The organism is Azonexus sp. IMCC34839 (assembly GCF_047047955.1).
Lineage (GTDB): Bacteria > Pseudomonadota > Gammaproteobacteria > Burkholderiales > Rhodocyclaceae > Azonexus.
In genome coordinates this window covers 1,290,968-1,304,700 of the sequence record NZ_CP150631.1, presented here as the reverse complement: position 1 = coordinate 1,304,700, position 13,733 = coordinate 1,290,968, and the positions used below count along the sequence as shown (strand labels likewise).

The 13,733-nt window shown below is 63.1% G+C and carries 9 protein-coding genes; 4 read left to right on the top strand and 5 right to left on the bottom strand.

Annotated features, from left to right (window positions below; translation table 11 throughout):
* Positions 1-32 precede the first annotated feature (32 nt).
* Genes WIF35_RS06480 through WIF35_RS06470 form a run of 3 tightly spaced genes read left to right on the top strand, consistent with a single transcriptional unit; the run spans position 33 to position 4,743 of the window.
* Positions 33-2,555: a circularly permuted type 2 ATP-grasp protein gene (locus WIF35_RS06480; protein WP_412480746.1), complete on the top strand. Its 2,523-nt coding sequence runs from the start codon at positions 33-35 to the stop codon at positions 2,553-2,555.
* A gap of 5 nt (positions 2,556-2,560) precedes the next feature.
* Positions 2,561-3,517 (top strand): transglutaminase family protein, encoded by a 957-nt coding sequence (locus tag WIF35_RS06475; RefSeq protein ID WP_412480745.1) that lies wholly within the window; start codon positions 2,561-2,563, stop codon positions 3,515-3,517.
* The gene (locus WIF35_RS06470) at positions 3,517-4,743 is read left to right on the top strand and encodes a TIGR03862 family flavoprotein (RefSeq protein ID WP_412480744.1); all 1,227 of its coding nucleotides are present in this window, start codon (positions 3,517-3,519) and stop codon (positions 4,741-4,743) included. The genes WIF35_RS06475 and WIF35_RS06470 overlap by 1 nt, the downstream gene beginning before the upstream one ends.
* A 15-nt stretch (positions 4,744-4,758) precedes the next feature.
* Here the strand turns inward: WIF35_RS06470 and WIF35_RS06465 are convergent, their stop codons facing one another.
* The 5 genes from WIF35_RS06465 to WIF35_RS06445 all read right to left on the bottom strand — a co-directional run bounded on the left by WIF35_RS06465 (position 4,759) and on the right by WIF35_RS06445 (position 13,110).
* Positions 4,759-9,465, bottom strand: coding sequence for a PAS domain S-box protein (locus WIF35_RS06465; RefSeq protein ID WP_412480743.1), 4,707 nt, complete (start codon positions 9,463-9,465; stop codon positions 4,759-4,761).
* 33 nt (positions 9,466-9,498) lie between these two features.
* On the bottom strand, positions 9,499-10,584 hold the full coding sequence (locus WIF35_RS06460; protein ID WP_412480742.1) for a two-component system response regulator: 1,086 nt from the start codon (positions 10,582-10,584) through the stop codon (positions 9,499-9,501).
* Between the two features lie 95 nt (positions 10,585-10,679).
* Positions 10,680-11,537 carry a ribosome small subunit-dependent GTPase A gene (gene rsgA / locus WIF35_RS06455; RefSeq protein ID WP_412480741.1) on the bottom strand — a complete coding sequence of 286 codons (858 nt, stop codon included), beginning with the start codon at positions 11,535-11,537 and terminating at the stop codon, positions 10,680-10,682.
* Positions 11,537-11,848, bottom strand: a complete 312-nt coding sequence (locus tag WIF35_RS06450; protein ID WP_412480740.1) for a cytochrome c — start codon at positions 11,846-11,848, stop codon at positions 11,537-11,539. Before WIF35_RS06450 ends, rsgA begins: the two co-directional genes overlap by 1 nt.
* On the bottom strand, positions 11,845-13,110 hold the full coding sequence (locus WIF35_RS06445; RefSeq protein ID WP_412480739.1) for a M48 family metallopeptidase: 1,266 nt from the start codon (positions 13,108-13,110) through the stop codon (positions 11,845-11,847). Before WIF35_RS06445 ends, WIF35_RS06450 begins: the two co-directional genes overlap by 4 nt.
* A gap of 42 nt (positions 13,111-13,152) precedes the next feature.
* Here WIF35_RS06445 and orn point away from each other — a divergent pair, with 42 nt between their 5' ends.
* Positions 13,153-13,716, top strand: coding sequence for an oligoribonuclease (orn, locus tag WIF35_RS06440; RefSeq protein WP_412480738.1), 564 nt, complete (start codon positions 13,153-13,155; stop codon positions 13,714-13,716).
* Positions 13,717-13,733 lie beyond the last annotated feature (17 nt).

Sequence of the window (13,733 nt, the reverse complement as noted above, 5' to 3'; positions counted from 1 at the left end):
CCTTCGGGCCTTTCTGCGTTCTTTAAGTCGGCATGGCACGTACCCTTCTCGCCATTTATCCTCACAGCGCACGCCGTTACGACGAAATGTTGTCGGCGGACGGTAACGTGCGTTCGCATTGGCAGCAATTCTTCTCCCACCTCGACGCCATTGCGCCGGAGGAGATGCATCGCCGCCTCGAATTCGTCGACCGTCGCATTCAGGAAAACGGCGTCACCTACAACGTCTATGCCGATCCGAATGGGGCGGACCGGCCGTGGGCGCTCGATCCGCTGCCGCTGATCATCCCGCCGGACGAATGGGCCGAGGTGTCGGCTGCCGTCGCCCAGCGTGCCGCACTGCTCAATGCCATGCTGGCCGATCTTTACGGCGAGCAACGCCTGTTGGCCGAAGGCCTGCTGCCGCCAGCGCTCGTCTATGGCCAGCACGGCTATCTGTGGCCGTGCCACGGCGTCAAGCCGCCGGGCGGCGTCTGGTTGCACCACTACGCGGTCGATCTGGCCCGTTCGCCGAACGGGCGCTGGTGGGTCATCGCCGACCGGACTCAGGCCCCTTCCGGTGCGGGTTACGCTCTGGAAAACCGGCTGGTCGTTTCGCGCGTCTTCCCGGAAATGTTCGGTGACCTGCATGTGCAGCATCTGGCCGACTTTTTCCGCGACCTGATGGACGGTCTGGCAGCGCTGGCGCCGCTCGATGGCAACGAACCGCCGCACATCGTGTTGCTGACGCCGGGACCGTATAACGAAACCTACTTCGAACACGCCTACCTGGCACGCTACCTCGGCTATCCGCTGGTCGAGGGGCAGGACCTGACGGTACGTGGTGACACGCTCTACCTGAAGACCCTGCGCGGCCTGAAGCGGGTGCATGTCGTGCTGCGCCGCCAGGACGACGACTACTGCGATCCGCTCGAATTACGGGGCGATTCGGCGCTGGGCATTCCCGGCCTGCTCAACGTCGTGCGTTCGGGCCGCGTGGTCGTCTCCAATGCACTGGGTAGCGGCCTGCTGGCCTCTGGGGCCTTGATGGGCTTCCTGCCGGCGATTTGCGAGTTCCTGCTCGGCGAGCGCCTGCTGATGCCCTCGGTCGCCACCTGGTGGTGCGGCGAAAAGCCGGCGCTCGAGTATGTGCGCGAGCATTTCGACGAACTGGTCATCAAGCCGGCTTACCCGACGCAACGCATGGACCCGGTGTTCGGTCATGAGCTGGAAGGCGAGGCGCGGGCCGAGATGCTGCGCCGCATCGAGGCGCGGCCGCATGCCTATGTGGCGCAGGAAATGGTGCAGTTGTCGCAGGCGCCGACCTGGAGCCGCGCGCACGAGCGCCGTCTGATCGCTCGTCCGGTCGGCTTGCGGGCCTATGCCGTGGCCAATGCCGACGGCGGCTATTCGGTGATGCCGGGCGGTCTGGCCCGCGTGGCCACCGGTGCCAACACGCGCATCATCTCGATGCAGCGCGGCGGCGCATCGAAGGATACCTGGGTGCTGACCGAAGGGCCGGTCAGCGAATTCACCATGCTGAAGCCGTCGATCGGCGTGCGCGATCTGGTGCGCTCGGGCGCCAACCTGTCGTCGCGTGTGGTCGAGAACCTGTTCTGGCTTGGGCGTTACTCGGAGCGCTTCGACAACAGTGCGCGCATGTTGCGCGTTGCCCTGAGCCGTCTGGTCGAAGGGGCTGGCGAGAAGACGCTGGCGATCGCTTCGGCCATGGAATTGGCCGAGCTTCTCGGTATCCTGCCCAAGCCGGAAGAGGATGAAACGGTTGCCGAGGGCGGCGAGCACGTCCTGCTCCGGGCGATCTACGATCCGGCACAGCCGGGCAGCCTGGCCGGCAATATCCGCAGCCTGATGTGGTCGGCCACGCATGTGCGCGAGCGCCTGTCGCTCGATCACTGGCATTCGCTCAATCGCCTGCAGCGCGACCAGCAGGCGGCGCAGAGCAAGCACCCGGCGCTGACCGAAGCCATCGCCTTCCTCGACCGGGTGCTCGGCGTGTCGTCATCGCTGACCGGCTTCGCCATGGACAACATGACGCGTGACGATGGTTGGCGCTTCCTGATCATCGGCCGTCGCATCGAACGTCTGGCTTTTCTGACCGAAGCGCTGGCCACCTTCCTGCGCCTGGAGTCGGCGCGCGGTCCGGGCTGTCTGGAGTGGCTGCTTGAATTGGCCGATTCGATCATCACCTACCGTTCGCGCTACTCGCGCCTGCCGGAATTGTTGCCGGTCGTCGACCTGCTGGTCTTCGACGACAGCAACCCGCACGGCGTGATCTTCCAGGCGATCAACCTCAGCCGCTATCTGGATCGCATGGTGCGTGAGCTGGGGGCGGATTACGACGGTCAACTGGCCAAGGCGATCGATCACCTGCAAGGCTACGATCTCGCCATGCTTGAGCATGCGCAATTCAGCGAGTGCTTCAAGTGCGCCGGCTGCGAGGAGCTGGCCAAACGCCTCGATGCGCTGGCTGCGGCCGCCTGCCAGTTGTCGGACTGGCTGGCCATGCGCTATTTCACCCACGTCGGCGACGTCAGCCGGCAAACGATGGCCTTGTGACGATCATGCAGCCCGTCCGCTATCACGTTTATCACGAGACGCGCTACGACTACGGCAGCAGCGTTTCCCTGTCGCAGCAGCAGCTGCACCTGTCGCCGCGTATCCTCGACTGGCAGCAGATCGAGGAGCAATGCGTCGATATCGAGCCGACGCCGACCTGGCGGCGCGATGGCCGCGATGCCTTCGGCAATCCAGTCACTTGGGTTTCCTTCCATGCGCCGCACGACGAACTGATCATTCGTTCGACCATGAACATTTCGATCACGCCGCACCGGCCGGAGCATCTGGAGGATTCCCTGCCCTGGGAGGAAGTGCGCCAGCGTCTGGCCTACGATGCTTCGGCACCGACTCCGGAAGACCTCGAGGCGACGCGCTACCTGTTCGAAAGCCCTCACGTGCGGGTCAAGCACGAGCTAGCCAATTACGCGGCCGATTGCTTCCCGCCCGGTCGTCCCCTGCTGCTCTGTGCGCAGGCCTTGATGGCCAAGATTTTCGACGAATTCGAATTCGATCCTGAGGCGACCACGGTGTCGACGCCGGTGCTCGAAGTCTTGGAAAAGAAGCGCGGCGTTTGCCAGGACTTCGCCCACCTGATGATCGCCTGCTTGCGTGCCATGGGCGTCGCCGCACGCTATGTCAGCGGCTACCTGTTGACCCGGCCGCCACCCGGCAAGCCGCGCCTGATCGGTGCCGATGCGTCACATGCCTGGGTATCGGTCTATTCGCCGGGCAGCGGAAACGACTGGATCGATTTCGATCCGACCAACAACCTGCTACCCGATACCGAGCACATCACCCTCTCTTTCGGGCGGGATTTCTCCGACATCTCGCCGTTGCGCGGCATCATCCTCGGCGGCGGCGGCGCCGAGCCCGAGGTGGCGGTCACTGTCGTGCCGCTCGACGAAGAAGAGATGCCGGAAGGTCTGCTCTCGGTCGCCGCGGCAGATTCCGCCGAGAGCTGATGGGCCTCATCGCGATCATCGGGGGCGGTCCGGCCGGCTTGATGGCCGCCGAGCAGATTGCTGCGGTGCACGGGGCAAAAACGGCAATTTTTGATGCCATGCCCTCGGTCGGCCGCAAGTTCCTGATGGCTGGCAAGGGCGGCATGAACATCACCCATGCCGAGCCCTATGCCAGATTTGTCGAGCGCTACGGCGAGCAGGCGCCGCGCCTGAAACCCTTGCTCGACGCCTTCGGGCCGGATCAGCTGCGGCGCTGGATTCACGAACTGGGGATCGATACCTTCGTCGGCACTTCGGGCCGCGTATTCCCGACCGAAATGAAGGCTGCGCCGCTACTGCGCGCCTGGTTGCACCGCCTGCGCGGTCAGGGCGTGCAGTTCCATGTGCGGCACCGCTGGCTGGGGTGGAATGCGCAAGGTGCCTTGCGTTTTGCCACGCCGGCGGGCGAAGTGGCGGTTGAGGTCGAGGCGGTGGTTCTGGCGCTGGGTGGCGGCAGCTGGGCCAGTCTGGGTTCGGACGGTGCCTGGGTGCCCTTATTGGCCGCCCGTGGTGTCGAGGTTTCCCCCTTGCAGCCAGCCAATTGCGGTTTCGATGTCGAATGGAGCGCGCTTTTCCGCCAGCGTTTTGCTGGTGAGCCGGTCAAGCCGGTCGTGGCGAGTATCGCCGGCCGGCAACAGCAGGGCGAATTCAATGTCACCGAATACGGTATCGAGGGCGGACTGATCTATGCGCTGTCGGCACCCTTGCGCGACGCGCTGGCCCGTGATGGCTTCGCCGCGCTGACGCTGGACCTGGCGCCGGGGCGCAGCCTGGAGCGTTTGAGCGAAGACCTGGCGAAACCGCGCGGGCGCGATTCCTTGGCCAACCACCTGCGTCGGCGGGCCGGTATCGAGGGCGTCAAGGCTGGCTTGTTGCGTGATCTGTGTTCTGCCGAACAACTGGCATCGCCCACGGCGCTGGCGGCGGCGATCAAAGCCTTGCCGCTGCCGGTGCGCGCCACGCGGCCGCTGGACGAGGCAATCAGTTCGGCCGGCGGGCTGGTTTTCGAGGCGCTCGACGAGCGCCTGATGGTCAGGCAACTGCCGGGCCTCTTTTGTGCCGGCGAAATGCTGGATTGGGAAGCGCCGACCGGCGGCTACCTGCTGACCGCTTGTATCGCCCTGGGGCGTGCGGCGGGCCTGGGGGTTGTCGATTGGCTGGCGCAGCGTAGGCCGGCAAGCACCTGATCCAGGTCGGCTGGTTCAGCCGGATTTCTGGCTGAGCAGCGCGAGTGCCTCCTCGAAGGCAAAAGCTGAAACGAAGCGTTCGAACAGCGTGTAGCGGTCGCCCAGGGCCTGACGCAGGCTGGCCGCGTTCTGGCGTACGCTTTCCTGGACGCTGATGTCGCCCTCGCGCAGTTCCTTCTCGATTTTCTCCAAGACGGCGCCGTAATCGATACTGGTAGCGGTCGGCCCAGCGATGACCTCAGCGTTAGCTAGGAGGCTTTGCAACTGTCGGCTGAGGGTTCCGTAGTCGGTCGATGTGCGCTCGATCAAGACCGAGATATTGTCAGCATCCTGCTCTTCTCGGATCGCTGCCTCCAGCGCTGCTGCGGACTTTTGCACCACCACGGCCCCCAGTGTTGCCGCTGCGCCTTTCAGCGAATGGGCCAGGCGGCGCGCTTCCTCGTGCTCACCATTGCTCAGGCAGGTGCGAATGCGCGCGAAGTCATCGAAATGATTTTCGGCAAACTTGCCGAGCAAGCGTTTGTAGGTTTCCACCTTGCCGCGTACGGTCTGCAGTCCGAACTCGCTATCCAGTCCGGCAATTTCGGCCAATCCGTGGGTGCCGGCAGGCGCCGGCGGGGGGCTTGACTCAGAGGTCCCCGCCAGCGGTTTCGGCAACCAGCGTCCCAAGGCCTCGAACAGGCGCTCCGGCGTAACGGGCTTGGCAACGTGGTCGTTCATGCCGGCAGCGAGACAGGCATCTCGGTCGTCATCGAACGCGTTGGCGGTCATGGCCAGAATGGGAATGGCCGTCCAGCCGGGCAGGGCGCGAATGGTTTTTGTGGCTTCCAGTCCGTCCATGCCGGGCATCTGCATGTCCATCAGGACCAGGTCGTAGAGACGCTGGCGGGCAAATTGGACGGCTTCCAGGCCATCGCGGGCATGGTCTACGCGAACGCCGGCCGAATGCAGCAACTCGGTCGCGACTTCGGCGTTGACGGCATTGTCCTCGGCCAGCAGAACGTGGGCGCTGATTTGGCGGACGGTGGTTTGGTCAGTCTTGGCCAGATTGCTGTCGCCGGCACTCCGCGAGGCATCGAGCGGAACGATGAACCAGAAAGTGCTGCCCTGGCCGGGCTCGCTGTCGACGCCGATGTTGCCCTGCATGGCTTCGGCCAGACGACGGCTGATCGCCAGGCCGAGGCCGGTGCCACCATAACGTCGGGTGGTCGAACTGTCGGCTTGCTCGAAAGGCTGGAACAGGCGGGCTTTCATTTCTTCGGCGATGCCAATGCCGGTGTCCGTGACGGCGCAGCGGACCTGCAAGTGTTGGTCGTCGCGGGAAATGAGGCGGGCGCTGATGGTTACCGAGCCGCGTTCAGTGAACTTGATGGCATTCGACAGGAAGTTGACCAGTATCTGCTGGATGCGCAAGGGGTCGCCGCGCAGTCGGGAGGGGAGTTGCGGGTCGATATCTTCGAGCAGCTTTAGTTGCTTGGCTTTGGCGCGCTCGCCGATCAAGCCGAGGGCGGTGCTGAAGACGTGCCGCATCGAGAAATCGGTGTCTTCCAACTCCAGTTTGCCGGCCTCGATCTTCGAAATGTCGAGTACGTCGTTGATGATGGAGAGCAGGTGGTGCGCAGCATCGTTGACCTTGTTCAGCCGGGCTTGCTGGTCGGGTTCCCGGGCCTGGCGCAAGGCCAGGTGGCTGAGGCCGATGATGGCGTTGAGCGGCGTGCGGATTTCGTGGCTCATGTTGGCCAGGAAGGCGCTCTTCGCCTGGTTGGCTGATTCGGCGATTTCCTTGGCTTGCTCGAGCTGGTTGGTGCGTTCGGCGACCAGCGCTTCGAGATGCTGGCGGTAGCGCTCGAGTTCGGCCTGGTTGCGTTTTTTCTCGCTGACGTCTTCCTTGATCGCCAGGTAGTGGGTGATGCGTCCGTCCGGCTGGCGCACCGGCGAGATGATGGCGAACTCTTCGTAAGTCGAACCGTCCTTGCGCTGGTTGATGAACTCGCCGTGCCAGACTTCGCCTTTGCCGAGCGTCGCCCAGAGTTCGGCATAGTTCTCCGTCGGGGTCAGCCCGGAGTGCAGCACTTTCGGATTGTTGCCGATCACATCGTCACGGCTATAGCCGGTATTGCGGACGAAAGCTTCGTTGACGTACTCGATTTTGGCGTCGGTGTTGGTGATGACGATACTGTGCGGGCTCTGCTCGATGGCCAGCGAGAGCTTGCGCAATTGTTCCTCTGCCTCATGGCGCTCGGTCACGTCCTGTACGGTACCAACGGCGAAAACCGGGTAGCCGAAGGGGTCGAAGCGGATATGGGCGCGTTCGCGCACCCAGCGGACCCGGGTTCCAAGCTGCAGGCGGAACTCGGTATCGTAAGCCTGGCCGCCTTGGGCAGCCGTCCATTCAGCGTCGATGCGCGAGCGGTCCTGCGGGTGAACGTTGGCTAGCAGATCGTTGCGCTTGGGGGTGCTGCCGGCGGGCAAGGCGAAGATGCGCAATATTTCATCGCTGCAGGCGAGACGATCCTGCACCATGTCCATGGTCCAGCTGCCAAGGTGGGCGATGCTCTGGGCTTCGCGCAGGGCGGCTTCGCTCTGGCGCAGGCTGGCTTCGCTGCGGGCCAGGGCCTGGCGCGAGCGTTGCATGCTCATGCCCAGGCCCAATTCACTGGCGACGCCGGTCAGTAGCGTCATTTCCTCGTCGTCGAAGACATTCTTTTCGGCGGCGTAGATGCTCAAGGTGCCGAAGATCTGGCGATCGCTGCGCAACGGCAGCGAGACCACTGACTGATAGCCGCGAAAAGCAGCGGCGGCGTGCCAGCGGGCGAAAGTGGACTCGGTGGCCAGGTCCTGGACAATGACCGGGATACCGGTGCGGATGGCGCGGCCGGCTGCTCCCTGGGCATCAACCGGGTCGCCCCAGGTGATGTTGAGTTCATCGAGATAGCCGTCTTCGTGGCCGGAATAGGCCAGGGGCGTCACGCGCTTTTCGGGGTCGTTGCCGGCTTCGCCGACCCAGGCCATGCGGTAGCCGCCGACCTCGACGATGATGGTGCAGATTTCCGACAACATCGCGGCTTCGTCGGTGCGTCGCACCAGTGCCTGGGCAATACCGCTCATCATGCGCAGGGCGCGGTTCTGGCGGGCAATCTGCTGGCGGTTGTTCTCTTTTTCGGCAATATTGTGGGCGATGCCCAGGATGCCGATCAGGCGGCCGTCGTTGGCATAGACGGGCGTCTTCGAAACCTCGTGCAACTCGCGACGGCCATCCGGGAAAAACAACTCATGCTCGTAACGCAAGGTCGTGTTTTGCTCGACCGCCTGACTATCGGTCTCGTTCATGCGAGCGACCAGCTCCTTCGGTGCCAGGTCGCGAAAGTTTCGGCCGATGACTTCCTCTCTGGGTTTTCCCAGAAGTTCGGCAGCGAGCGGATTGCATTCCAAAAACTGCCCATTCGGGCTTTTCAGCCAAACCATGTCCGGCAAGGTGCGGAGCAGCGTTTGCAGTCGGCTGCGTTCGGCATCCAGTGCTGCCCGTTCGACATGGCGTTGTGTGATATCGGTGAGAATGCCGGCGCTGGTGATCGGGCGTCCGTTGTCGCCACGCTCGATGACGCAGCCACGATCTTCGACCCACAGCCAATGACCATCGCGGTGGCGTACGCGGTACTCGACCCGGGCAACCTCGTTTTTCTGCAATTTCAGGCCGTCCACCGCAGCTTTCAGTTGCGGCAGGTCTTCCGGATGGACCAGCGCCTTCCATTGGTCGCGCGTGTAGGGCGCGTCCGATAGCGTGTAGCCGAGGAGGGTGAGCAGGCTGTCGCTCATCTGCCGGCGGTCGATATCGTGGCGGTACTCCCAGGTGCCGGCACGGGCGGCATCCAGCGCCAGCTGCATGTGCGTCTGCTGGCGACGTTGCTCGTGCTCCTGTTGGGCCTTGTACAAGGCGGTCTCGAATTGTTCGAGCGCCATGCGTTCGAACAGCCGCCGCTGGCTGACGACGCCAACGATGCATCCGTTTTCATCGGTGACAGCCATGTGGCGCAGATGCAGTTCGGCCATCGCTTCCAAGGCATTGGTCACCGAAGAGAGCGAGGGGATACTGCGTACCGGCTTGCTCATGATATCGCTGAGGACAATATCCTGCGGTCGCCGCCCATGCTTGACCAGACGCGGGATATCCCGTTCGGTGACGATGCCGACCGGTTTGTCATCTTCGCTAACCATCACGTAGTCGAGACGGTTGTCCACCATGCGGGTAATGGCGTCGGCCAGCGAGGCCTCGGGCGGCAGATGCGGAATGCGCCGCTCCATGACGCCATCGAGGGTCCGCAGGTGGCGGAAGACCGCTGTGCCGAGGTGCATGCGGAAATCGGTGTCGCTGGCCATGCCGACAACCTGTCCATTGTCGTCAACGACCACGAGGTGTCGTATGCCGCGTTCTTCGGCCAGTTTGCTGGCTTCGAAGATGGTCGAGTTGTAATGGGCCGTGATCAGCGGTGAAGACATGATCGACTGGACCGGCGTCGCCGGATCGAGTTCGCTGTTCACTGCCCGCAGCAGGTTGTGTTCGGTGACGATGCCGCTGGGGGTTCCGGCGTGATTGACCAGCAGGCTGGAGATGCGGCGCTCCGCCATGATTTCCGCTGCCTGGAGCAAACTCACGTCAGGCAAGATGCTGACGATATCGCGGGTCATGATATCGGCAAGCGTGGTTGAAATGATGGAGATCATGGTCTTGTTCAGTCGCCGCTTAAGTCCGGGAGGTCAGTCGGCGAAGGCTTTGGCGATGGCGACAAAATTGTCGAAATGGTCGGTGAAGGCCTGCACGACATCCGGGTCGAAATGCTTGCCGCGACCGTCGAGGATCAGTTGCCGCGCATCTTCGATGGCGAAGGCCGGCTTGTAGACCCGTTTGCAGATCAGCGCATCAAAAACATCGGCCAGGGCCATCAGGCGGGCAGCGATGGGAATGTCATCGCCGGCCAGGCCGCGCGGATAGCCGCTGCCATCCCATTTCTCATGGTGGCAATAGGCAATTTCCTTGGCGATGTGCAGGAATTCGACGGGTTTCTCGGCATCCTGCTCGGCCTGGGCGATGGCTTTGGCACCAAGCTCGGCGTGCGTTTTCATGATTTCCCACTCGTCCGGCGTCAGCTTGCCGGGTTTGAGCAGGATGTGGTCGGGGATGCCGACCTTGCCGATGTCGTGTAGCGGAGCCGATTTGGCCAGTGCGTCGATGGTGTGATTGTCGAGGTAATGGGCGAAGCGCGGGTGGTGCTGCAGGGCTTTGGCCAAGGTGCGCACGTATTCCTGGGTGCGCAGCAGATGGTTGCCGGTTTCCGGATCGCGCGTTTCGGCCAGACGGGCCAGGGCATGGATACTGACCTGCTGGATCAACTGGTTTTCGGCCATGCGGCGGGCGACTTCGGCTTCGAGATAGGCGTTCTGGTCGCTCAGGATGTCGCGGGCGCGCTTGAGTTCGAGCTGGGTGCGGATGCGGGCGAGCACGATGGCCGGCCGGATCGGTTTGGTGATGTAGTCGACCGCACCGCAGTCGAGGCCGCGTTCCTCATCCTGCGTGCCGTCCATGGCCGTGACGAAGACGACCGGGATATGACTGGTGTAGGGGTCGGCGCGCAGTTCGGCCAGCACTTCGTAGCCATCCATTTCCGGCATCATGACGTCGAGCAGGATGAGGTCGGGCGGTGGCGAACTGTGCGCCATCTGCAGCGCGCGCCGGCCGGAATTGGCGGCGCGGACACGATAGGTCGGTTGCAACAATTCGCCCAGAACGCTCAGGTTTTCCGGGGTGTCGTCGACGATCAGGATGCTGGGAAGGCCTGTCTCCATCTCTTCTCCGCGCTGACGGAAATTTCAGCTTTGTTAGAGTTATTGAGTTTTCTGGCCATCATACACCCATAATCGGGTCAGGTTACAGTCAGACGCTAGTCCAGTCCTGCAATACGACGATAGACCGCCATTCTGCTTTTTTCGATTTTTCCGGCGTGCACCGCAGCCGTCAGTGCGCAGTCCGGCTCGCGGTCGTGGCGGCAGTCGCGGAAGCGGCACTGGCCGAGAAAGGGCCGAAATTCGCGGAAGGCCATCTCGATGTCGTTTTTGTCGAGATGACCGAGGCCGAATTCCTGCAAGCCCGGCGAGTCGATCAGGTGGCTGTCGGCGTCGAGGTGGTAGAGCGTGGCATGCGTCGTTGTGTGCTTGCCGGAATCGAGCGCCTGCGAGATTTCGCGCGTGGCGGCCTGCGCTTCCGGGATCAGTGCATTGACCAGCGTCGATTTGCCCATGCCGGACTGGCCGACCAGCACGCTGGTCTGCCCGGCGAGGTAAGGGCGCAGGTCTTCGGCGTGGTCGCGGGCTGACAGTTCGACGATGCGATAACCGAGGGCGGCGAAAACGGCCAGACGCTCGCGGGCGGCGGGGAGCTTGTCGGCCAGGTCGCACTTGTTGAGCACGATCAGCGGCTCGATGTCGGCGCTCTCGGCAGCGAGCAGGGCGCGGGTGACCAGTTCCTCAGAAAAAGCGGGCTCGCTGGCGACGACGATGACCAGTTGATCGACGTTGGCGGCGATCAGCTTCTGGCGGATTTCATTGGAGCGGTAGAGCAGGCTGCTGCGCGGCTGAATGGCCTCGATGACGCCCTGGTCGTTCGAGGTCTGCTTGATGTCGACGCGGTCACCGCAGGCGACTTCGCTCTTCTTGCCGCGCGGAAAGCAGGGGAGCACCGTGCCGTCGCCCAACTCGACCATGTACTGGCGCCCGTGGGCGGCGATGACGCGGCCCTGCATCAGTTTTTGAAGTGGTAGTACTGCTGGTTCAGGTAAGCCGAGACTTCGGCTTCTTCTTCCGGGAACCAGCCGGTATTGGTTTGCGAATTGCAGGCAGCGACGCGCTGCAGGATGTCGAGTTGGGTCATCAACAGGCGGCCATCGCGGGTGTACATCTTGCTGCCGTCGCCGCCGTAAAGGCGCACATGGCAGGCCACGCAGGCTTTTTCATGGAGCACCTTGCCGGCCTTGGGGTCGGCGTTACCCCACGGCTCGGCCACTGCCGGAAAGGCCATCAGGGAGGCGACGAGCGAAGTGGTCAGGGCTTTCATGCGGGCTTCTCCTGAAGTTGCAGGCGGGCGATACGCAACGCCGCCGGCGGGTGGGAGTCGTGGAATAGCGAATGCAGCGGATCGGGCGTCAGCGTTGCAGCGTTGTCATCGTACAGCTTGACCAGGGCGTGCACAAGATCGGCGGCCGATGCCTGGCGGGCGGCATAGGCATCAGCCTCGTATTCGTGGCGGCGTGACAGGGCACTCATCAGCGGCGTCAGCGGGAAAGTGAATACCGGCAGCGCGAGGAAGAACAGGATCAGCGCCAGCGCCTGGTTTTGCGCGGAAACGCCGAGGCCGGCATAGAACCATGGCGCATCGATCAGCTGGCCGAGCAGCCAGAGGAAGGCCAGCGATCCGGCAAACATGACGACGATGCGCTTGACGACATGGCGGCAGCGGAAATGCCCCAGCTCGTGCGCCAGCACGGCTTCGACTTCGCCGGGCAGCAGGCGGGAGAGCAGGGTGTCGAAGAAGACGATGCGCTTGTTGTCGCCGAAGCCGGTGAAATAGGCGTTACCGTGGCTGGAGCGCTTCGAGCCGTCCATCACGAAAAGTCCCGAGGAACGGAAGCCACAGCGTGCGAGCAGGGCTTCGATGCGGGTCTTCATTTCGCCGTCGGCCAGCGGGGTGAATTTGTTGAACAGCGGCGCGATCCAGGTCGGGTAGATGAAGAGGATCAGCAGGTTGAAAGCCGACCAGAAGAGCCAGACGTAGAGCCACCAGTAGCTGCCCATCGCCGCCATCAGCCACAGCACGGCGAGAATCACCGGGGTGCCGATGGTCAGGCCGAGCAGGGTCTGCTTGATCAGGTCGGAGAAGAACAGGCCGAGCGTCATGCGGTTGAAGCCGTAGCGTGCTTCGACGACGAACTGGCGATAGAGCGAAAACGGCAGGTCGATCAGGCCGGAGATGAACATCAGGCTGAAGATCATGGCGACGCCGTAGAACAGGCCGTCGAGACGAGGCGCCCAGAAATCGTGTGCGAATTGCAGTCCGCCGCCCAGCGTCCAGGCGAGGAGCAGGCCGGCTTCGACCAGCGTCTCGACGATGGCGAGGCGGGAGCGCTCGATGGTGTAGCGGGCGGCCTTCTGGTGCGATTCGAGACTGATCGTCGCGGCGAACTCCGGCGGCACGGCGGCGCTATGCGCCGTGATGTGGGCGATGTGACGCAATTTCAGCCACAGGCGGATAGCCAGCGTGAGCAGCAGGAAGGCGACGAAGACTTGGGTGAAGTGGGGTGCGAGGTCGTTTGAGGTCAAAGCTATGAGAAAATCCGGGTTTTTAAGAATTCAGGCAATTATATGGCAGGCAACGCACACAACCTCGTCTGGCTGGACATGGAAATGACCGGTCTGAACCCCGACGGCGACCGTATTCTGGAACTGGCGATGGTCGTGACCGACGAGCAATTGCGCCTGGTTGCCGAATCGCCGGCCTGGGTCGTGCATCAGTCGGACGAAACGCTGGCCGGGATGGACGACTGGAACCAGAAAACGCACGGCCGCTCGGGTCTGATCGATAAGGTCAAGGCTTCGACCATGGATGAAGCCGCGGTCCAAGCGGAAGCGCTGGCGTTCCTGAAGAAATACTCGCTGGCCGGCCATTCGCCGATGTGCGGTAACACCATCGGTCAGGACCGCCGCTTCATGGCGCGCTATATGCCGACGCTGGAAACCTTCTTCCACTACCGTAACCTCGATGTCAGCACCTTGAAGGAATTGTGCAAGCGCTGGCAGCCGGAGATTTACAAGGGCTTCAAGAAGAAGGGCAAGCACACCGCGCTGGCCGATATCCATGAATCGATCGAAGAGCTGAAGTACTACCGCGAGCACTTCCTGATCGCGCCACAACCTGCCGCTGAATAAACGGCACCGGGGCGGGG

Coding starts and splice junctions, on each gene's coding strand:
- WIF35_RS06480 (WP_412480746.1), top strand. CDS start 33: ATGGCACGTACCCTTCTCGCCATTTATCCTCACAGCGCACGCCGTTAC.
- WIF35_RS06475 (WP_412480745.1), top strand. CDS start 2,561: ATGCAGCCCGTCCGCTATCACGTTTATCACGAGACGCGCTACGACTAC.
- WIF35_RS06470 (WP_412480744.1), top strand. CDS start 3,517: ATGGGCCTCATCGCGATCATCGGGGGCGGTCCGGCCGGCTTGATGGCC.
- WIF35_RS06465 (WP_412480743.1), bottom strand. CDS start 9,465: ATGATCTCCATCATTTCAACCACGCTTGCCGATATCATGACCCGCGAT.
- WIF35_RS06460 (WP_412480742.1), bottom strand. CDS start 10,584: ATGGAGACAGGCCTTCCCAGCATCCTGATCGTCGACGACACCCCGGAA.
- rsgA (WP_412480741.1), bottom strand. CDS start 11,537: ATGCAGGGCCGCGTCATCGCCGCCCACGGGCGCCAGTACATGGTCGAG.
- WIF35_RS06450 (WP_412480740.1), bottom strand. CDS start 11,848: ATGAAAGCCCTGACCACTTCGCTCGTCGCCTCCCTGATGGCCTTTCCG.
- orn (WP_412480738.1), top strand. CDS start 13,153: ATGGCAGGCAACGCACACAACCTCGTCTGGCTGGACATGGAAATGACC.